15 protein-coding genes are annotated in these 18629 nt (G+C 62.8%); 4 read left to right on the top strand and 11 right to left on the bottom strand.

Features of this window, described 5'->3' with window-relative positions; translation table 11 throughout:
• Positions 1–337: 337 nt before the first annotated feature.
• Positions 338–2152: an ABC transporter ATP-binding protein gene (locus tag BLJAPNOD_RS22295; protein WP_077502534.1), complete on the top strand. Its 1815-nt coding sequence runs from the start codon at positions 338–340 to the stop codon at positions 2150–2152.
• Positions 2153–2266: 114 nt separating this feature from the next.
• On the opposite strand, the gene BLJAPNOD_RS22300 is transcribed toward BLJAPNOD_RS22295, so the two are convergent.
• The 4 genes from BLJAPNOD_RS22300 to BLJAPNOD_RS22315 all read right to left on the bottom strand — a co-directional run bounded on the left by BLJAPNOD_RS22300 (position 2267) and on the right by BLJAPNOD_RS22315 (position 6883).
• A complete protein-coding gene (locus BLJAPNOD_RS22300) occupies positions 2267–3478 on the bottom strand; it encodes a TIGR03862 family flavoprotein (protein ID WP_115421523.1) in 1212 nt (403 codons plus the stop codon).
• A gap of 81 nt (positions 3479–3559) precedes the next feature.
• Positions 3560–4633 carry an amino acid ABC transporter permease gene (locus tag BLJAPNOD_RS22305; protein ID WP_115421524.1) on the bottom strand — a complete coding sequence of 358 codons (1074 nt, stop codon included), beginning with the start codon at positions 4631–4633 and terminating at the stop codon, positions 3560–3562.
• Positions 4630–5820 (bottom strand): ABC transporter permease subunit, encoded by a 1191-nt coding sequence (locus BLJAPNOD_RS22310; RefSeq protein WP_115421525.1) that lies wholly within the window; start codon positions 5818–5820, stop codon positions 4630–4632. Before BLJAPNOD_RS22310 ends, BLJAPNOD_RS22305 begins: the two co-directional genes overlap by 4 nt.
• Before the next feature lie 19 nt (positions 5821–5839).
• Entirely contained in the window at positions 5840–6883 is a 1044-nt protein-coding gene (locus tag BLJAPNOD_RS22315) for an amino acid ABC transporter substrate-binding protein (protein WP_077502716.1), read from the bottom strand.
• Between the two features lie 626 nt (positions 6884–7509).
• On the opposite strand from BLJAPNOD_RS22315, the gene BLJAPNOD_RS22325 reads away from it, so the two are divergent.
• The 3 genes from BLJAPNOD_RS22325 (at position 7510) to BLJAPNOD_RS22335 (ending at position 10675) form a co-directional block, all read left to right on the top strand.
• On the top strand, positions 7510–8547 hold the full coding sequence (locus tag BLJAPNOD_RS22325; protein ID WP_115421526.1) for a DUF930 domain-containing protein: 1038 nt from the start codon (positions 7510–7512) through the stop codon (positions 8545–8547).
• A 180-nt stretch (positions 8548–8727) separates the two neighbouring features.
• Positions 8728–9783 carry a P1 family peptidase gene (locus BLJAPNOD_RS22330; RefSeq protein WP_115421527.1) on the top strand — a complete coding sequence of 352 codons (1056 nt, stop codon included), beginning with the start codon at positions 8728–8730 and terminating at the stop codon, positions 9781–9783.
• 25 nt (positions 9784–9808) lie between these two features.
• Positions 9809–10675, top strand: a complete 867-nt coding sequence (locus tag BLJAPNOD_RS22335) for a D-amino-acid transaminase (protein WP_115421528.1) — start codon at positions 9809–9811, stop codon at positions 10673–10675.
• 72 nt (positions 10676–10747) lie between these two features.
• On the opposite strand, the gene BLJAPNOD_RS22340 is transcribed toward BLJAPNOD_RS22335, so the two are convergent.
• The 7 genes from BLJAPNOD_RS22340 to BLJAPNOD_RS22370 form a co-directional block, all read right to left on the bottom strand.
• Positions 10748–11650 carry a LysR substrate-binding domain-containing protein gene (locus BLJAPNOD_RS22340; protein ID WP_115421529.1) on the bottom strand — a complete coding sequence of 301 codons (903 nt, stop codon included), beginning with the start codon at positions 11648–11650 and terminating at the stop codon, positions 10748–10750.
• Positions 11651–11738: 88 nt separating this feature from the next.
• Entirely contained in the window at positions 11739–13253 is a 1515-nt protein-coding gene (locus BLJAPNOD_RS22345) for a serine hydrolase domain-containing protein (protein ID WP_115421866.1), read from the bottom strand.
• A gap of 40 nt (positions 13254–13293) precedes the next feature.
• Positions 13294–14034, bottom strand: a complete 741-nt coding sequence (locus tag BLJAPNOD_RS22350; RefSeq protein ID WP_115421530.1) for an ABC transporter ATP-binding protein — start codon at positions 14032–14034, stop codon at positions 13294–13296.
• Positions 14031–14861, bottom strand: a complete 831-nt coding sequence (locus tag BLJAPNOD_RS22355; RefSeq protein WP_077502523.1) for an ABC transporter ATP-binding protein — start codon at positions 14859–14861, stop codon at positions 14031–14033. The genes BLJAPNOD_RS22350 and BLJAPNOD_RS22355 overlap by 4 nt, the downstream gene beginning before the upstream one ends.
• A gap of 2 nt (positions 14862–14863) precedes the next feature.
• Positions 14864–15766, bottom strand: coding sequence for a nickel transporter permease (nikC, locus tag BLJAPNOD_RS22360; protein WP_077502522.1), 903 nt, complete (start codon positions 15764–15766; stop codon positions 14864–14866).
• A complete protein-coding gene (locus BLJAPNOD_RS22365; protein WP_115421531.1) occupies positions 15763–16776 on the bottom strand; it encodes an ABC transporter permease in 1014 nt (337 codons plus the stop codon). Before BLJAPNOD_RS22365 ends, nikC begins: the two co-directional genes overlap by 4 nt.
• On the bottom strand, positions 16773–18371 hold the full coding sequence (locus tag BLJAPNOD_RS22370; RefSeq protein ID WP_115421532.1) for an ABC transporter substrate-binding protein: 1599 nt from the start codon (positions 18369–18371) through the stop codon (positions 16773–16775). The genes BLJAPNOD_RS22365 and BLJAPNOD_RS22370 overlap by 4 nt, the downstream gene beginning before the upstream one ends.
• Positions 18372–18629 lie beyond the last annotated feature (258 nt).

The following is an 18629-nucleotide window of genomic DNA, read 5'->3' on the forward strand; positions in this document are numbered from 1 at the left end:
CGGGCCGCACCGGTTGCACTTTGGCAGCATGGCTAGATTTCCTCGCTTGGCGGTTGCGGGCGGATCGCCTATAACCCGACTTCCGGCAACAGATCAGGGAGGTTTCAGATGCCAGCTTATTCTTTCTCCCTACGGGGCGGCGTACAGTTCTGACATAGGCGCTGGAGAGCCTCGCTCTTTGGTCGTTTCAAGTCAGGGCCCGTTTCGCTGACTTTGGTCTTCCCTCTATGCGGAAGCTACCAATCCATTGGTGCCGATCGGAAAACAGTTTCCCTTTCTCGGCATGTTTCATTGACTAGAATTTTGAGGCCAATGCTCAAGGCATTGGGCAATCGTTATGGCTTTTACTCGTTTCGCCTTGCGCGGCGGTGCGTTCCGCAGCGTTCTCGGTTTCACCTGGGTTCATTGGAAGCGCCAGCCGCTTCGCCTTTCCTTCATCCTCGGCGCCGTCATGTTGTCGACGGTCGCGGATGTGCTGACGCCGCTTTACTCCGGTCGGCTGGTCGACGCTGTCGTCACTGGGGCTGCCTCCGATCAGGTGGCCTGGGATGCGGCGCTTGCGGCCTTCTGGACGATGACGGCGCTGTCGCTCGGCGCCATCATCTTCCGGCATTTCACCTTCATGGGCGTCGTCGATCTGACGCTCAAGATGATGTCCGACATCGCCTCAGCCGCCTTCTTCCGCATCCAGCGGTTCTCGTCCGACTGGCACGCCAACAGCTTTGCCGGCTCGACGGTGCGCAAGGTGACGCGCGGCATGTGGGCGCTCGACCTGCTCAACGACACGTTGCTGATCGCGCTGTTTCCATCGGTCATCATGCTGGTCGGTTCCACCGCGCTGATGGCGTGGTACTGGCCGATGATGGGTGTCATCATCGGGGTGGGCTCGCTCGTCTTCATCGCCGCGACGGTCGTGTTGTCGCTCGGCTATGTCGCGCCGATGGCGCGCCTGGCCAACAGCTGGGATACCAAGCTCGGCGGCTCGCTTGCCGATGCCGTCAGCTGCAACAATGTCGTCAAGGGCTTCGGCGCGGAGGCGCGCGAGGACGCGCGGCTGGTCAAGGTGATCACCAAATGGCGCGACCGCACGAGCCGCACCTGGGTGCGCGGGACGGTGAACGGCACGACTCAAGGTGCGTTGCTGCTCATCCTCAGGGCAGCTGTCATCGGTTTTGCCTTGTTTCTCTGGTCTAAGGGACAGGCAACGGCCGGCGATATCACCTTCGTGCTGACCTCCTTCTTCATCCTGCAGGGCTACCTGCGTGAAGTCGGCATGCACATCCGCAACCTGCAGCGTTCGGTCAACGATATGGAAGAGCTGGTGGACATCCACGCCCAGCCGCTCGGTATCGAAGACAAGGCCGATGCAAAGCCGATCCGCATCACCGATGGCCGCATTGAATTCAACGATGTGACCTTCCACTACGGTGCCCATCGCAAGCCGCTCTATGACCGGTTCTCGGTGACGATCCCGGCGGGCGAACGTGTCGGCCTTGTCGGGCACTCCGGCTCGGGCAAGACGACCTTCGTCAAGCTGATCCAGCGCCTGCATGACCTGAAGTCCGGCCAGATCCGGATCGACGGCCAGGATATCGCAGGCGTTGCCCAGGCGTCGCTGCGCCAGCAGATCGCAATCGTCCAGCAGGAGCCGATCCTGTTCCACCGCTCGCTGGCGGAGAACATCGCCTATGCGAGGCCGACGGCCACGCAAGCGGAGATCGAGAAGGCGGCAAAGCTTGCGAGCGCCCACGACTTCATCACCGGCCTGCCAAAAGGCTATGGCACGCTGGTGGGTGAACGCGGCGTCAAGCTGTCGGGTGGCGAGCGCCAGCGCATCGCGATTGCCCGGGCCTTCCTGGCGGATGCACCGATCCTCATTCTGGACGAGGCGACGTCGAGCCTCGATTCGGAATCGGAAGTGCTGATCCAGCAGGCGATGGAGCGGCTGATGCTCGGGCGCACCACCCTGGTGATCGCACACCGGCTGTCGACGGTGCGCGCGCTCGATCGGTTGCTGGTGTTCAGCCACGGCCGGATCGCGGAGGAAGGCACGCACGAGGCACTCATCCGCCTTGACGGCGGCATCTACCGCGGCCTGTTCGAGCGGCAAGCGCTGGAACTGACCAAGGGGCTGGTGCTCAACGACAGTTGAGGCTTGCCGCCCGGCGGCCAGACAAACGTCGGAACGCCGCTATCTCCAGGTAGCGGCGTTGTCGTTTCCGATTGCCCCGGTATTGCCTGGTGCAAGGCGCAGGCCTCGATGGCGCTACGGTCGCTTCAGCCAAACGTCGATACCGTGCGCTGCGGCGCGGCCGACGGCAAAGCAGGCGGTCAGCAGGTAGCCGCCGGTCGGCGCTTCCCAATCGATCATCTCGCCGGCGACGAAAATGCCCGGCAGCGCCTTCAGCATGTAGGCGCCATCCATGGCGGTCCAACGCACGCCGCCTGCCGATGAAATCGCCTCGACGATCGGGCGGGGCCGCACGATAGTGATCGGCAACGCCTTGATGCGTTCCGCAAGGAAGCTCGCGTCGCTGCGCGCCACCTCGGGAACAATTTCACGCAGCAGCGCCGATTTGACACCCTCCAACCCCGCGCCTTTGCGCAGGCGATTGGAAAAACTCATCTTGCCGTCCTGGCGCGCCAGGTCCTTGGCCAACCGGTCCATCGTTCGCCCTGGAGTAAGATCGATCGTCAAGGTCGCAGAGCCCTGGGTGTGCAGGCGGTCGCGCAACTGTGCCGCATGCGCATAGACCAGGCTGCCTTCGATGCCGTGGCGAGTGATGACGAATTCGCCCGGGATTGTGCCGGCTTCAGAACGCGCAGTCACTGATTTTAGCGCTTCGCCGGCGAAACGCGCACGAAACGGATCGCTCCAGTCGACATCGAAACCGCAGTTGGCGGGGCGGAAATCGGCGATATCGACACCCTTGTCTTTGAGTGTCGCCACCCAGCCGGCATCGGATCCGAGCCTTGGATAGCTGGCGCCACCGAGCGCCAGCAACGCGGCGTCGCAATGGACAATCTTGCGCCCGTCGGGCGTGTCGAAGGTCAGGGACTGCCCGTCAAAACCTGTCCATCGGTGCCGTGTCAGGATCCGCACCCCCTGCGTCTCGAGCCTCCTGATCCAGGCGCGCAGCAGCGGCGAAGCCTTCATCGCCTTCGGAAAAACACGACCCGACGAGCCGATAAAGGTTTCGGTCCCGAGATCAGCTGCCCAGGTTCGGACATCCGTCGGGGTGAACGCGTCGAGCGCAGTTCGCAAGCGCTTCGATGAGGCGCCGTAACGACCGGAAAAGCGTTCATAATCTTCGGAATGGGTGATGTTCAGCCCGGATTTGCCGGCGAGCAGAAACTTGCGGGCAACGGTCGGCATGCTGTCGTAGACCGTCACCGAATGGTCCTGCCGAGACAGGATCTCAGCCGCCATCAGCCCGCTCGGCCCGCCGCCGATGATCGCGATTTCGCTTCGTTTCATGCACCCGTCCGGCATCCGATTCCGTTGCCGCCACTCTTGGCCCGTCGGCGCCTCGCGCGCAAGGTGGAGTGAAGGGCCGCCTCAATGCCGGACGGCGGCGCCAAGGCGTTTCTCAAACCAGATGCTGTAGCGTGAGCCGGTAAAGCAGATGGCGAAATAGACCAAGGCAGCAAAGACATAGACCTCCGTGTAGAAGCCGAGCCAGGTCGGATCCGTGGCCGAGGTCCGCGCCGCATTCAGGAGGTCGTAGATGCCGATCACCGCCAGCAGCGACGTGTTGAGGACGATGCCGATCGAAAGATTGACGATCGCCGGGATGACGGCGCGAAGCGCCTGGGGAAGGACGACGAGCCGGATGGTCTGGATATAACCAAGGCCAAGCGAGAGCGCCGCTTCCCGCTGTCCCCACGGCACGACCTGCAGCCCGGCGCGGATGACTTCGGCGAGGTAGGCCGAGAAGAACAGCGTGACGCCGATCTGCGCGCGCAAAAGCTTGTCGATGGCTGCGCCGCTCGACAGCGCGAGTGGCACGATCAGCATCGCCACATAAAGCACCGCGATCATCGGCACGCCACGCAGTGTCTCGATGAAGGCGATTGCGAGTGTGCGGACGATGCCCATGCTCGACTGCCGGGCAAGCGCCAGCAGGAGCGCAATCGGAAACGCAAGAGCCAGGCCGGCAATCGAGACCACCAATGTGATCGGCAGCCCGCCCCAATTGTTGGTCGACACCTGAGGAGGCGTCAGCGTTCCTGCCATCAGCAGCCAGCTCAAGACGAGCGCAGCAATCCATAACGGGACGAGCCGGAAACGCCAGAAACGCGGCAATGCCGACAGAACCAGCAAGGCGATCACCAGCGCGACGACAAGAGCGGGGCGCCATTGCAGGTCCGGCGGATAGAACGCGAACAGGATGAAACGCAGCTTGGCGCCGATGAAAGCCCAGCAGGCGCCGGCGCCGTCAACCGCGCACTCCTTGGCCGTACCCGTCCACACCGCGTCGAAGATTGACCAGCGGAGGAACGGTTGCAGGAGCCAGACGAAGACGCCGAGCGCGGCTAGCGTAACGAGACTGTTGCCCCAGCCGCCGAAAAGGCCGCTTCGCCAGCGATGCCAGTCCGGGGCCGTCGGTGGCGGCAGTTCGATATGGCTCATCGCCGTGTCTCCCCGCGAAGCACGACGCGCCGGTTATAGAGGTTCATCAGCGCGGACACCGAAAGGCTGAGTGTGAGATAGACCGCGGCGATGATGCAGATCGCTTCGAGCGCCTGGCCGGTGGTGTTGGCAGTGGTATTGGCGACGCTGACGATGTCGGGATAGCCGATGGCGACGGCGAGGCTCGAATTCTTCGTCAGGTCGAGAAAGCTCGAGATCATCAGTGGCGTGATGACGCGCAGCGCCTGCGGCAGGACGACGAGGCGCAGGATTTGCGCGGGGCTCAGCCCAAGCGCGCGAGCGGCTTCCCATTGGCCCGATTTCACCGACTGTATGCCGCTGCGCACGATTTCGGAAATCGAAGCCGAGGCGTTGACGACAAGACCGATCAGAAGCGCGAAGAACTCCGGCGTCAGCGAAAGGCCTCCCTTGATGTTGAAGCCACCCTTGGCCGGCAGATCGATCGTGGCGGCAAGACCGAAGGAGGTGAGGGCGAGCGTGCAGACGGTGAGCGAGCCGAGGACAGTCATGGTGGCCTTCGGCATGTAGAAGGTGGTGCCTGTCAGCAAGCGGCGTGCGAGCGACAACGAGGCATAGCCAGTCAGCAGGATCGCCGGCAGCCAGATCGCCCAGGAAAGCCCCTGCAGCGAAACGGAGGGGACATAGACGCCGCGATTGCTGAGATAGATGCTGCCAAGGAAGGCAGAAGCGCCGCGCGGCGGCGGAAGCGCATGGATGATCGCGCTCCAGAGAAAGAGCTGTAGCAAGAGCGGCGTGTTGCGCAGCAGTTCCACATAACCGTGCACGAAGGTCGCCAGCAACAGGTTGCCGGACAGTCGGGCGATGCCAAGCGCAACGCCGAGCACAGTCGCAAGCACGCAGCCGACAGCGGCGACCTTGATGGTGTTGGCAAGGCCCGCCGCAAGCGCGCGGGCATAGGTGTCACCGGCCGAATAGGGGAGCACACTCTCACCGATTTCGAAATTCGCCTGATGAAAGAGAAAGTCGAAGCCCGGCGTCAGCCCCATGCGGTGCATGCTGTCGGCGGTGTTGGAGCCGAAGAGTGCAAAGATCGCGAGCACGCCGGCAAACAGCAGAACCTGTTGTAGCGGCAGCGGGCCGAGCCATGTGCGCAGGCGGGAGGGAAATCCGGGCCCTTGCGGGCCCGGTTGAAGAGTGGATGTCATCGCAGATACCGGCAAAGGCTCAACGGAACGGCGGCGAATAGAGCAGGCCGCCGGCGGTCCAGGGCTGGTTGTAGCCGCGGTCGAAGTTGAGCGGGGTGCCCTTGCCGACATTGCGGTCGAAGATCTCTCCGTAGTTTCCGACGGCCTTGACGATGTTGTAGGCAAACTTCGGATCAAGCCCGATGGCTTCGCCGAGCGACGGATCGACGCCGAGGAAGCGCTTGATGCCCGGGTCTTCGCTGGTCAGGAAGCTGTCGACATTCTTCTGGGTGATGCCGAATTCTTCGGCCTGGATCGTGGCGTAAACGGTCCAGTTGACGATTTCGAGCCATTGGTCGTCGCCGGCGCGGATGGCCGGTGCCAGCGGTTCCTTCGACAGGCGCTCGGGCAGGAGAACGTAGTCGTCCGGCTTGGAGAGCTGGGTGCGCTTGGCGGCAAGGTCGGTGGCGTCCTGAGTGAGCGCATCGACGCGACCGGAATCGAGCGCCTTCAGGAATTCGCCGGTTTCCTCGATCGTCACAGGTGTGAAGGTTTTGCCGGTCTTGCGGAAGAAATCGGCGATGTTGAGTTCGCCGGTCGTGCCGCTCTGGACCCCGATCGTCGCACCGTCGAGCTCCTCGCCCTTGCCGACGCCGAGATCCTTGCGCACCAGCAGGCCCTGGCCGTCATAAAAGACCACCGGGCCGAAATGGAAGCCGAGCTTGAATGCCCTGGTAACGGTCTGGGTCACGCCAGAGAGCAGAATGTCGAATTCGCCCGACTGCAAAGCGGGAAGCCGCTGCTGCGGCGAGGAGTTGGTGAACTCAACCTTCTCGGCATCGTTGAAGACAGTGACGGCGAGTGCGCGGCCGAAATCGACAAAGAAACCCTGCCAGCGGCCGCTGCTGTCGGGCGTGAAGAAGCCAGGCGTGGTGCCGACGCCGACCTTGATGAGGCCGCGTGCCTTGATCTTGTCGAGGGTTTCGCCTGCGAGCGCGGAGGAGGCGACCAGCGCGGCCGTCAGGGCCGCCGTCGCGGCAAATGCCTTTGTGAAAAATCGGCTTCGGATAGAATTTCGCTGCATGAAGAGGCTCCTGGCCATGATGTACGTCCGTCGCGCCGCCCGTCACATTCAGGGCCGCAACTGTTTTATGTTTTAAATCTATAGAGAATATAGAATAGGGATGGTTGTGCGGAATCTCCGCCGTTGCGGGAAGAAATTTCTGATCTGAAAGAAAAATGGCGGTGACGTCGGCTCCGGCGCGAAACTGACGCCAGCTCGCACAATGGACGCTAAGGGCGCAGAGGCGGCGCCGGTTTCGCTTTTCGCAGCCTTTTCGAGAGGGGCTTCCTCGACCCTTTGGTCGCGGCGACGCAGGCGAAGATGCCCGGAACGAAGAGCAAGAGAACAGGAGCTTCTCCGTAGCAATACGTCGCACCGACGATCGTCATTCCGACAATTCCGAGAAGCGGACGCTTTACGACGCAGATCAGCCACAGAATGCCAAACAAGGCGAGCGCGATGACCGGAACGCCCACGAGCAAAACAAAAAACAGCTGTCCCGTTTCCACCTTGGCCTCCCGCCCACTACACGCGGGCATTTGCTACATTCCAATGCATGGGCAAATGCACGGGCCGACCATGCAATAATTCCGTCAGATTTTGCAGGCACCTAGCTTCCGTCCCTGAGGTCCATTATCTCGTAGGCAATGCAGCTGTTTTCCGAAGAATGGTGGGAGAAGATCAGATGGGGCACACCGATCTCGGTGGGCTTGCACCTGCTTGTCATCGCCCTGCTTCTGATCCAGCTGCCGCAGGAGACGCCGAAGCCTGAGGGCGAGCAGAGCGTCAACGTCGAACTCGTCCCTCCACCGCAGCCAAAGCAGCAGGAAAAACCCAAGCAGCAAGCCCAACAGAAGAAGGAACAACCGAAGAAGGAGCAGCCGAAGCCCCAGCCGGCACCTGCCCGTCGGCAGCCTCAGGCCTTCGAATCGGCCGCTGCCAAGACAAAACAGGACGCCAAGGTTGCGCAGCTTCCGCCCACGGCAAAGGCTGAGAAGAAGGACGTGGTGAACCAGCCGAAGAAGGCAGAAGCGACGACTGCCGCGACGGAGAAGGTGGAAAAGAAAGAGGAGCCGAAGGCGCAGGAGCAACCGGAGACGGAAAAGCCGGCTCAGCAGCAAGTTGCCGTCCTGTCGAGCACTGCCAGCGGCGACAAAAGTGCTGCGGAGGAAAAAGCGGCTGCCACGACCGAGGCGGCAAAGGCGGTGGCCAAAACGGACCCGGTGCCCGTGCGCAAATCCGACGCCGACAAGGAGAAGAGCGACGCAACGGACGGCAAGGCCGAAGCGACGGCGAAGCTGCTGTCCGACCGGTTCGTCAAGGCCGAGGAGCTGTTCTCGGCAAAGTCGATCGCGGATCCGCGCGTCAAGCAGGCGATGGGCCAGCTGCCGGTCAAGAAGCGAATCCTCCAGCTCTGCAACATCGAAGCCCTGGAGCAGATCCGCCATCAGCGACCGGAAGACTTTCCCGATATGCTCGTGCCCTTCGGGCCATCCGGCGGGTTTATCGGCAAGGAGCAGATCGACGCGAGCGGTGGTGCCTATCGCAGCAAGGGCAACTGGTACGATGTCGACTTCAAGTGCAAGGTCAATCTCGAAACGGTTGCGGTCACGTCCTTCAGCTTCGCCATCGGCGCGATCATTCCGCAAACGGCTTGGAAAAGCCGCCGCCTGCCGCCCAACTGAGCCGGTTCCCGCGAACCGCTCTTCTCCGGGGAGACGAGCCGTCCGGTCGTCTTGCGGAGTTCTCATAGAACTATTCCATTTTTGCGATGCCGTTTTGTCGCGGGGAAGAGTAGCTTCCAGCCAAACAAGGCGACGGTCGTTAGCGGCGGATCGCCCTCTGGCAGATGGGGAAAAGGCTACATGTCAGCAATCACGCGTCAAAGACTCCGCGATCTCGGTTTCTGCCCGGGCGTCCATGAAACCGGGCCTTTGAACGCGATCACCGACGTCGCCGGTGTGGCAGTCGGCCATGCGACGGTCGTCGAGGGCGACAGGATCCGCACTGGCGCCACCGCCATCCTTCCCCACCACGGCAATCTGTTCCAGGACAAGGTGCCGGCAGCGTTGGCGGTGCTCAACGGCTTCGGCAAGTTCGTCGGTTCCACCCAGATCGCCGAGCTCGGCGAACTTGAAACACCCATCGTTCTGACAAACACACTTGCGACCGGGCGGGCGATCGAGGCGATCATCGGATGGACACTCGCCCAGCCGGGCAACGAAAAGGTGGTGTCGCTCAATGCCGTTGTCGGTGAGACCAATGATTCCAGGCTGAACGATATCCGCGCCGGCCGCCCGACCATCGACGAGATCGGCACGGCGCTTGCTACGGCAAAGCCCGGCCCGGTCGAAGAGGGCGCCATCGGCGCCGGCACCGGCACGGTCGCCTTCGGTCTCAAGGGCGGGATCGGTACCAGTTCGCGTCGCGTCAAGGCGGCGGGTGAGATCTTCACCGTCGGCGTGCTGGTTCAGTCCAATTATGGCGGCCGCCTGATGATCTGCGGCCAGCCTTATGATGCGCCTTCCGGCCATGATCGCGACGGCTCGATCGTCATCGTCGTTGCCACCGACGCGCCGTTGTCGGCGCGCAACCTCAAGCGCCTGGCCGAGCGCGCCTTTGGCGGCCTTGCCCGCACCGGTGCTGCCCTCAGCAACGGCTCCGGCGATTATGCCCTGGCATTTTCGACAGCCGAATCCCTCCGCCGCACGCGCGAAAGACGCGCGGGGATCGCCAGCTATCCCGATCTGCCGAACGACCTGATCTCGCCGCTGTTCGAAGCGACGATCGAGGCGAGCGAAGAGGCGATCCTCAATTCGCTGCTCACGGCGCAATCCACGACCGGTTTCAACGCCGCTACCGGCAAAGCGAGTTCGGTCGAGGCGATCTCGCTCGACCGGCTTGAAGCCCTCAAGGCCTAATTCACTTCCCTCAGACGGAGTTACCATGTCCAACCCGACCGGCCGTATCGTTTATCTGAACGGCGAGTTCGTTTCCGAGCACGCGGCGCATCTTTCGGTCTTCGACCGCGGCTTCCTGTTCGGCGACGGCATTTATGAAGTGACCGCGGTGCTGGAAGGCAAGCTGATCGACAGCGCCCTGCATATGGCGCGGCTCGAACGCTCCGCCCGCGAAATCGATGTTCCGCTCCCGGTGTCCGTTGCCGAGATCGTCGAGATCGAGCGGCGGCTGGTGCGCGACAACAACCTGGTCGAGGGCGTCGTCTACCTGCAGCTGACGCGTGGTGCCGAGGATCGCAACTTCCTGTTCTCAGGTGAAATCAAGCCGACGCTGCTGCTCTTCACCCAGATCAAGACGCTTGAGCACGTGGCGGCTGTCGACAAGGGCGTTTCCGTCAAGTCGGTTGCCGACCAGCGCTGGGCGCGACGCGATATCAAGAGCGTTTGTCTGCTGCCGCAGGTGATGGCCAAGCGCATCGCCAAGGCTGAAGGATGCGACGAAGCCTGGATGATCGAGGACGGGTTCGTGACCGAAGGCGCATCTTCGACGGCCTATATCGTCACGGATGACGGCAGGATCGTGACCCGCGGCAACAGCAACGCGACGCTGCCCGGCTGCACCCGGCTTGCCGCACTGGAACTGGCGCGCGAACAGGGACTGACGGTCGAAGAGCGGCCGTTCTCGCTGGAGGAGGCGCTCTCCGCCCGCGAGGCCTGCCTGACGAGCGCGTCGAATTTCGTCGTGCCGGTGACGCGCATCGACGGCAAGCCGGTCGGCGACGGCACGCCCGGGCCGATGGTCAAGCGGTTGCGTGAACTTTATCTGGAAAATGCCCGCCGGACGGCGATCTAACGGTCGGCGAGAGGGGTAACCTTTAAGACGACGGTATGAAGTGCTTCCTGACAGGAGCCCTTCATACCTCCTTCAAGCGGCAACTGTCTCCTGCGACTGCCAGATGCGTCCGACGATCGGGCGCCGGTTGTCCTTAGCGCGGTAGAGCCGGATTTCGACGCTGATATCCCAGCGCGGATCGGCGGCGCGCACCAGAGCGCCGGAGGCAAGCTCGGCCACCATCAGGCTTTCCGGCACCCAGGCGATGCCCCATCCGGCCTGCGCCATCGCCTTCAGACCGACCGACATGCTGCCCTCATGCACCCGTTGGAACGGCGGCAAGTCGGCGCCGACCAGTTCCCCCAGCAACTGCCCGAAGAACGAAGACTTCTCATAGCTGATATGGGGAAAGGGCTTGGTACCGCCTTCCAAAAGGTGGGCGGCGGATCCGGCCTCGTTGGGCGCCGAGACCGGAATGATCTTTTCGTGGCCGAGCGAGCGGTGTTCGAACGCTTGCGGGTCGAGGAGCAGCGGCACCTGGGTATGGGCATAGGTCAGGAGGAAATCGCAGGAACCGTCGACCAGCGAGTTGAGGTTTTCCTCCATGCTGCCGGAGTCCGGGCGCAGCCGCGAGAACACCGGGCCGGCCTTCTTGTTGATCCGGTTCATCCAGTCGGGAAAGAAGGTGAAGGAGAGCGTGTGGAGGGCCGTCACCTTGATCGTCTTGGCGTCCGAGCCCTCTTCCTTTTGCAGGTTGCGCCGGGACTGGTAGAGGTGCTGAAGGGTCTCCTGCGCCACTGGCACGAATTTCTGGCCCGCTTCGGTCAACCGCGAAGGGTAGGTGGCGCGGTCGACGAGACTGGCGCCGACCCATGCTTCGAGCTGCTTGATCCGGCGGCTGAAGGCGGATTGGGTGACGTGCCGTTCGTCGGCCGCCTTTGAAAAATTGAGCGTGCTCGCCAGCGCCAGAAAGTCTTCGAGCCACTTGATTTCCAAAGCATGCACTCCTGAAAAGACGTCACTTCCCGCCTTGCAGCGGGAGCATGACCCCTTTTAGGCACTGTTCGACGGGCTTCAACAAAAATCAGCCCCGACGGTGGTATTCCATCATCCGGGCGCGGTTGAGCACGAGTTCCACCCTGTCGTCGTCCAGGACATGCAGGCAGACGCGCTTCGTCCACGGACCATCGTGAAGCGTGAAAAGGAAGCGGCCGTTACCAAGCGCCGTCAGCGGCATGACGTGGCGCACCGGACCGACGCCCATCACCACCGCACCATCGCGGACTTCGAACTCGGCCCCTTCCATCGACCGCCACGTTGCGGCAAGCGATAGCGGCACCCTTTGCTCGGCGGCAACAGGCAGGAAGCGCCTCGCCGCATGGCCCGCCTCGCCGACAAGCGCCGATCCCTCCAGCCGCAACCGCATCGGGGAAGAGGCCGAGCGCGACGATGCCCAACCGTCGCCGTCGTCGTAAAGCGTGTCGTCGGCATCGAGATAGGTGCAGACGCTGCCCTTGATCTCAAGCCACCACGGACCCTGTTCCGTCACATAGAGGCCGTCGGGTATACCCGTTGCCGGCGTTGGCAGTGGCAGGCCGGTCAGTGCCGCCATGCTTTCGAGCGCGGTCTTGTTGCCGTTGGTGTCTTCGCGATTGGAGACGACGGCGAAGCCCGAACGGCTTTCCGGGTCGAGGAGGAAATAGGTCTTGTAGCCGGGATGCGATCCGCCATGACCGACGAAGCTGCGATCGCCGAGCGTCGACAGGCGTAGGCCTAGGCTATAGCCGCTCGCCCGTCCGTTTGCCAGGAAGCGTGTCGCTTGCAACTTTTCCAGCACGCCTTCGAAATGTCCCTGGCCACGCATCAATGCCTGAAGCCAGGCGGTCAACGCATTGGCGCTCCCCGTCAGACTGCCGGAGGCGGAGATATGCAGACCGGCGGCGGAAAGCTGCCAGCGTTTACCGTTGTGCCAATAGCCCGGCACCAGGGCCGCGACGGGATCGTTCCAGACGTCGGGCGCCTTGAACGTGACGCCGAGCGGTCCGGCAACGGCGCTCTGGATGAAGTCGTCGAAAGCAAAACCGTTGCGCTCCAGCGCCGCCTCGACGAGGCGATAGCCAGTGTTGGAATAGGAGACTTCGCTGCCGGCGTCGAAATTCAGCCGTTGCAACCGAGCCAGAAACTCAAGAAGCGGTGCGGCCTCGGTTTCGGTGTAGACGGAAAGGCCAAGCAGCGACAGGCATTCGCGCGTGTCCGGCAAGCCGCCGCTCATGTCGAGCGCCTGACCGACCGTCACGTCAGCAAGCGGCGGGGCGAGTTCAGGCAGATGCTGGCCAAGCCGGTCGTCGAGCTTGATGATGTCCTCATGTTGAAGAACCATGGCGCAGAAGAAGTGCTTGGTGACCGAGGCATAGCGCACGACGCTTTCAGCCGAAAACGGCGTGAGCGTCGACAGGCTCTCGACGCCGTGCGCATGCGAAAAGCGGATGCCGCTGTCGTCGAAGCCGATGATCGCGCCGCCCGGTTCGTTTTCTGCCCACTGCGCGGCAAATGCCTTTGCGGTGGAGGATGCTGCGTGCCAATCGAGATGTGCCGGCATGGTGTCTTCCATTGTGCTTGTTGCCACGACAGGGCCGAGGTCAGGCGGGCTCTTCCAGCCCGACGCTCAGCATGCGCAGTTCCGTCGTATGGGCATGGCTCGTCTTGCCCGTTCGCAGATCCTGCGCGCTCAGTTGTTCCACCATTTCACCGTTCAGCATGACGCCGACCTGGCCGCAGAGATGGGCGATGACGGCGAGGTTATGGCTGACGAGAATGTAGGTGAGACCGCGCGCTTCGCGAAGGTCGCACAGGAGGTTGAGGATTTCTGCCTGCACCGAGACGTCAAGCGCGCTCGTCGGCTCGTCGAGCAGGAGCACCTGCGGGTCGGCAATCAGTGCGCGAGCGATCGCCACACGCTGGCGCTGGCCGCCGGACAGCTGGTGTGGAAAGCGGAAGCGGGCGGCCTGCGGCAAGGCGACGTCGGACAATGCCTGGACGATGCGCTTGTCGATGTTTTCCATGCCGTGGACGAGCGGCAATTCGCTGAGAATACGGTCGATCGTCTGGCGCGGGTGCAGCGAGCCGTAAGGGTCCTGGAACACCATCTGCACTCTGCGGAAGAAGGCCGGCGGACGCTTCAGCTGGGCTGGCTCTCCGCCGAAGGCGATGCGGCCTTCCCAGCTTTCATTGAGCCCGGCCATCGCCCTGAGGATGGTGGACTTGCCCGAGCCGCTTTCACCGACGATGCCGAAGCTGTCGCCCTTCTTCACCGAAAACGAGACACCTTTGACGACCTCGCGGTCGCCGAACCTGATGCGGAGATTTTCAACGTCGATCATGCGGTAAGCCACGAAGCATCGCGGTTGAGAACAGGCAGCCGGTCCCTGGGATGCGTAAGGGAGGGCATGCAGTTGAGGAGCCCCTTGGTATAGGGATGGCGCGCATTCAGCAGTTCCGAGGCTTTCAGTTCCTCCATGACCCGTCCCGAATACATCACCGCGACGCGGTCGCAGAAATGCGAGACGAGCGGCAGGTCGTGGCTGATGAGAATGAGGCCCATGTTGCGCTCCGACACCAGTTCCTCGATCAACCGCAGGATTTCCGCCTGTACGGTCGCATCGAGCGCGCTCGTCGGTTCGTCGGCAATCAGCAGCTCCGGATCGGGTGCCAGCATCATCGCGATCATCACCCGCTGGCCCATGCCGCCCGAGACCTCATGCGGATAGGAGGCGGCAACTTCGCGCGGGTTGCGGATCTTGACCTGGTCGAGAAGGTGGATCGCTGCCTCCAGTGCCTGCTTCTTGCTGCCGCCCTTGTGGGTGCGCCAGGCTTCAGACACTTGCCGGCCGATGTTCATCACCGGGTTCAGCGAGTATTTCGGATCCTGAAGGATGAAGCCCGCCCGCTTGCCGCGGATCTGGCGCATCTGCTTTTCCGAGGCAGAGAGTACATCGATGCCGTCGAAGGAGAGGCGGTCGGCGGTGATGGCGGCATTGGAGGGTAGCAGCTTCATCAGCGCGCGGGCCGTCAGGCTCTTGCCCGAGCCGGACTCGCCGACGATGCCGAGCTTCTCCGCGCCGAGCGAGAGCGAGATGCCGCGCACTGCCTCGAAGCGCGAGGAGCGGCTTTCGAAGGCAATGCGGAGGTTCTGGATATCAACGAGCATGCTCAGTCTCCCTTCGGATCGAGCACGTCGCGCAATCCATCACCGAGGAAGTTGAAGGCGAGCGACACGAGGAAGATCGCGATGCCGGGCACGGTTGCAACCCACCATTGATCAAAGATGAAGCGCTTGGCGGTGGCGATCATCGCGCCCCATTCCGGCGACGGCGGCTGCGCCCCCATGCCGAGGAAGCCGAGGCTTGCGGCGGTGATGATGATCGAGCTCATGTCGAGCGTGATGCGCACGATCAGGCTCGGCACGCACAGCGGTGCGGCATGACGCATGATGATGCGCCAGGGTGAAGCGCCGGTCAGCCGGCAGGCGGCGATGAAATCGCTGCGGCGCACTGTCATGGTTTCGGCGCGGGCAAGACGCGCATAGGGCGGCCAGGCGGTGAGCGCGATGGCGAGAACGGCGCTTTCGACGCCGGGCTTCAGGGCCGCGACGAAGGCCAGCGCCAGAATGAGGCGCGGGAAGGCGAGGAAGACGTCGGTAACACGCATCAGCACTGTATCGACGATGCCGCCGAAATAGCCGGCGATGCAGCCGACGGCAAGGCCGATCGGCGCCACCAGAACGACCACGGAAACGACCATGCCGAGGGTCACCCGGCCGCCAAAAAGGATGCGTGAGAAGATGTCACGTCCGAGCTCGTCGGTGCCGAGCCAATGGGCGGCACTTGGAGCGGCGAGCCGGTTGGCCAGGTTCTGGATCGCCGGGTCGTGCGGCGCCAGAACCGGAGCAAGCAAAGCAAGCAGCGAAAAGACGAGGATGATCGCAAGCCCGATCATCGCCAGCGGGTTGGACCTGAGCTTCAGCCAGATGCGATAGCGATGGCCCCAGGAGGCCTGGGTGCGGGAGGCGGGCGTTTCATCCAGCGCCCAGTTTCGAAAGGTCGTAAGCATCATCGGACGCGGGGATCCAGTACACGATAGAGAAGGTCGGCTATGAGGTTGAGGCCGACATAGATGAGGCCGATCAGCAAGGTCGCTCCGACCACCGGGTTCATGTCGGCGTTCATCAGCGACACTGTCAGATATTGGCCGAGGCCCGGCCAGCTGAACACCGTTTCGGTGACGACGGCGCCCTCGAGAAGGCCGGCATAGGTGAGCGCCAGCACCGTCACCAGCTGCACGGCAACCGTCGGGAAGGCATGGCTCCAGATAACGGTCGAGGCGGACAGTCCCTTGGCGCGCGCCGTGATGACGAACTCGCCCTTCAGCGCATCGACCATGAAGGCCCGGGTCATGCGGGTGATATAGGCCATGCTGAAATAGGCGAGAATGCAGACCGGCTGCGCCATGTGGGCGACGGCATCACGGAAGGCATCCCAGTCACCGGCAATCAGCGTGTCGATCGTCAACAGGCCGGTGACCGGATCGATCATGCCGTCGAAGATGACGTCCTGGCGGCCGGGTCCCGGCGCGAGGCCAAGCGTCGCGTAGAATATCAGCAGCGAGATCAGCGACAACATGAAGACGGGAACGGAGTGACCGGCGAGGCACACGACCCGGATCGCCTGGTCGACGAACTTGCCCTGACGGACGGCCGCCCAGACGCCGAGCGGAATGCCGATTGCCGCCGACAGAAGCAGTGCTGCCGTTGCCAGCTCCAGCGTTGCCGGGAAGAACCGGGCGATATCGGTGGAAACCGGGTTGCGGGTCAGGATCGACATGCCGAGATCGCCATGCAGCAACTGCCAGAGATAGCGGAAGAACTGCACGATCAACGGCTGGTCGAGCCCCATCTCGATGCGGGCCTGGGCGATCACTGACTCGGACGCGTTGTCGCCGACCGCGGCGATCACCGGGTCGACCGGCATGACACGCCCGATCATGAAGGTGACGATCGTCAGGCCGAGCAGCGTCAGGAAGACGCTGCTCAACGTTGCGGAAAAGCTTCGAATACGCTTGTTCAAGCCTTGGACGCCTCTGCATAGGAGTGGGCGTCAGAGAGCGTGCCGAGCCGGATGCCGGCAACCGACTTGCGGCAGGCGGCAGTGGTCGTCGTCTGCAGCATGAAGATGAAGGGGCTGTGCTCCATGTGGGCGCGCTGCAGCTCCTCGTAAAGCGCGATGCGCTTTGCCGGATCCTTCTCGTCGCGGGCGGCCTCGGCCTTCTTCGCCATCTCGGCATCCTGCCACGACGAGCGCCACAGGAAGGGGCGCGACTTGGCATCATCCGAATTGTCGGGGTTGATGTTGAACACGTCGGCATTGGCGTGCGGGTCGAAGTAGTCCGAACCCCAGGCCGAAAGCGCCATCTGGTGCTCGCGGGCGCGCATCTTCGTCAGAACCTGGCGGTTTTCGGCCGCCTGCAACTGGACGCGAATGCCGATCTCGGCGAGATTTGCCTGGATCGCCTGCGCCAGATCCGGATAGGGCTGTGCCGAATAGTGATCCATGACGATGTCGAAACCGGCTTCGAGGCCAGCCTCGGCCATGAGTGCCTTGGCCTTGGCCACGTCCTTCACGAACGGCGTATCGTTGACGACGCCGGGATAGCCCTCCGGCAGGAAGCTCTGGTGGATCTTGTGGGTGAGGGGCACGATGTTTTCCTGCATGCCCTTGTAGTCGAGCGCGTGCTTGACCGCTTGCCAGACTTCAGGCTTTGCCAGGTTCGTCTGCTTCTGGTTGAGCGAGATCAGCACGAGCGAGGCCACACCCTTGCGAACGAGCGTGTAGTTCTCGTCGCCCTGCAGGGTGCGCAGCTGCTCGGAGCTGAGGTTGCGGGCGATATCGGCGTCACCCTTCTGCAGCATCAGGAGCTGCGACGATGGGTCGGCGACATGGCGCAGGATGATGCGCTTGATATTGCCCTTGTAGGGGCCGTTCGGATTGACCGTCAGCGCGACGCTCTCGCTCGGCTTCCAGGACTGCAGCGCGAATTCGCCCGAACCGGCGGTGTTCTTCTGCAGCCAGGCATTGCCCAGGTCGCCGTCGACTTCGTTTTCGAGCGCGACCTTCTTTTCCAGGATGCTGCCGACGTTGGCCGACAGGCAATAGAGCAGGAAGGCGAGCGAGGCCGGCTGCTCGAGCGTGAGGCGAAGGGTCGAGCCGTCGACGGCGACGATGCGCTCTTCGACATTCTCCGGCGTGAAGCCGAACTGGGCGATGATGAAGGCCGGGCCCTTGTTCATCTTGATCGCGCGCTGCAGCGAGAAGGCTGCATCTTCGGCCGTTACCGGCGCGCCGCTGGCAAAGGTGGCGCCGGCGCGAAGCTTGAAGGTGAAGACCTTGCTGTCGGCGTCCGTTTCCCAGGATTCGGCGAGCGTCGGGTCGACCTTGTTGGCATCGTCGAGGTTGGGGTGAACCAGCTTCTGGTAGATATTGCCGCAGATTTCGCTGCCGACCGCTTCGAAGCTCTCGTGCGGATCGAGGCTCGTCATATTGTCGAGCTGCTGGGCGACAACCAGGATGTCTTTCGGGGTTTCGGCAAAGGCCGGCACCAGGCTGACATAGGACAGAAACGGCACAGCAGCGCCGCCGATCAACAGGTTGCGTCTGGAAATCATCGGAAATATCCCCTTCTCGGACTTGACGTCATGCGAACGGCTGGCGTGAGGTTTTTGCAGATAACCTCGATGTCAGCCGTTTGCCCTTGTTAGGTGGCGGATTAAGCACAACATGGCTGGGGGCGACCAATTCCAATTTCGGCAAGGCCTATGCATGGTTTGCATTTGCGCCGATGGATGGCTTTCCCCTAGGGCTGGCGGATGATTATGCTCGCGCACGACGATGCGATGAGTCACGCGCAACCGGCCGGCGTGGCC

Source organism: Ensifer sp. M14 (assembly GCF_003355565.1).
Lineage (GTDB): Bacteria > Pseudomonadota > Alphaproteobacteria > Rhizobiales > Rhizobiaceae > Ensifer.

Excerpts from the sequence above, each read along its gene's own strand:
- nikC (WP_077502522.1), bottom strand. The coding sequence starts at position 15,766 with ATGATGCTTACGACCTTTCGAAACTGGGCGCTGGATGAAACGCCCGCC.
- BLJAPNOD_RS22330 (WP_115421527.1), top strand. The coding sequence starts at position 8,728 with ATGTCAGCAATCACGCGTCAAAGACTCCGCGATCTCGGTTTCTGCCCG.
- BLJAPNOD_RS22300 (WP_115421523.1), bottom strand. The coding sequence starts at position 3,478 with ATGAAACGAAGCGAAATCGCGATCATCGGCGGCGGGCCGAGCGGGCTG.
- BLJAPNOD_RS22305 (WP_115421524.1), bottom strand. The coding sequence starts at position 4,633 with ATGAGCCATATCGAACTGCCGCCACCGACGGCCCCGGACTGGCATCGC.
- BLJAPNOD_RS22350 (WP_115421530.1), bottom strand. The coding sequence starts at position 14,034 with ATGATCGACGTTGAAAATCTCCGCATCAGGTTCGGCGACCGCGAGGTC.
- BLJAPNOD_RS22295 (WP_077502534.1), top strand. The coding sequence starts at position 338 with ATGGCTTTTACTCGTTTCGCCTTGCGCGGCGGTGCGTTCCGCAGCGTT.
- BLJAPNOD_RS22315 (WP_077502716.1), bottom strand. The coding sequence starts at position 6,883 with ATGCAGCGAAATTCTATCCGAAGCCGATTTTTCACAAAGGCATTTGCC.
- BLJAPNOD_RS22335 (WP_115421528.1), top strand. The coding sequence starts at position 9,809 with ATGTCCAACCCGACCGGCCGTATCGTTTATCTGAACGGCGAGTTCGTT.
- BLJAPNOD_RS22310 (WP_115421525.1), bottom strand. The coding sequence starts at position 5,820 with ATGACATCCACTCTTCAACCGGGCCCGCAAGGGCCCGGATTTCCCTCC.
- BLJAPNOD_RS22345 (WP_115421866.1), bottom strand. The coding sequence starts at position 13,253 with ATGCCGGCACATCTCGATTGGCACGCAGCATCCTCCACCGCAAAGGCA.
- BLJAPNOD_RS22370 (WP_115421532.1), bottom strand. The coding sequence starts at position 18,371 with ATGATTTCCAGACGCAACCTGTTGATCGGCGGCGCTGCTGTGCCGTTT.
- BLJAPNOD_RS22355 (WP_077502523.1), bottom strand. The coding sequence starts at position 14,861 with ATGCTCGTTGATATCCAGAACCTCCGCATTGCCTTCGAAAGCCGCTCC.
- BLJAPNOD_RS22325 (WP_115421526.1), top strand. The coding sequence starts at position 7,510 with ATGCAGCTGTTTTCCGAAGAATGGTGGGAGAAGATCAGATGGGGCACA.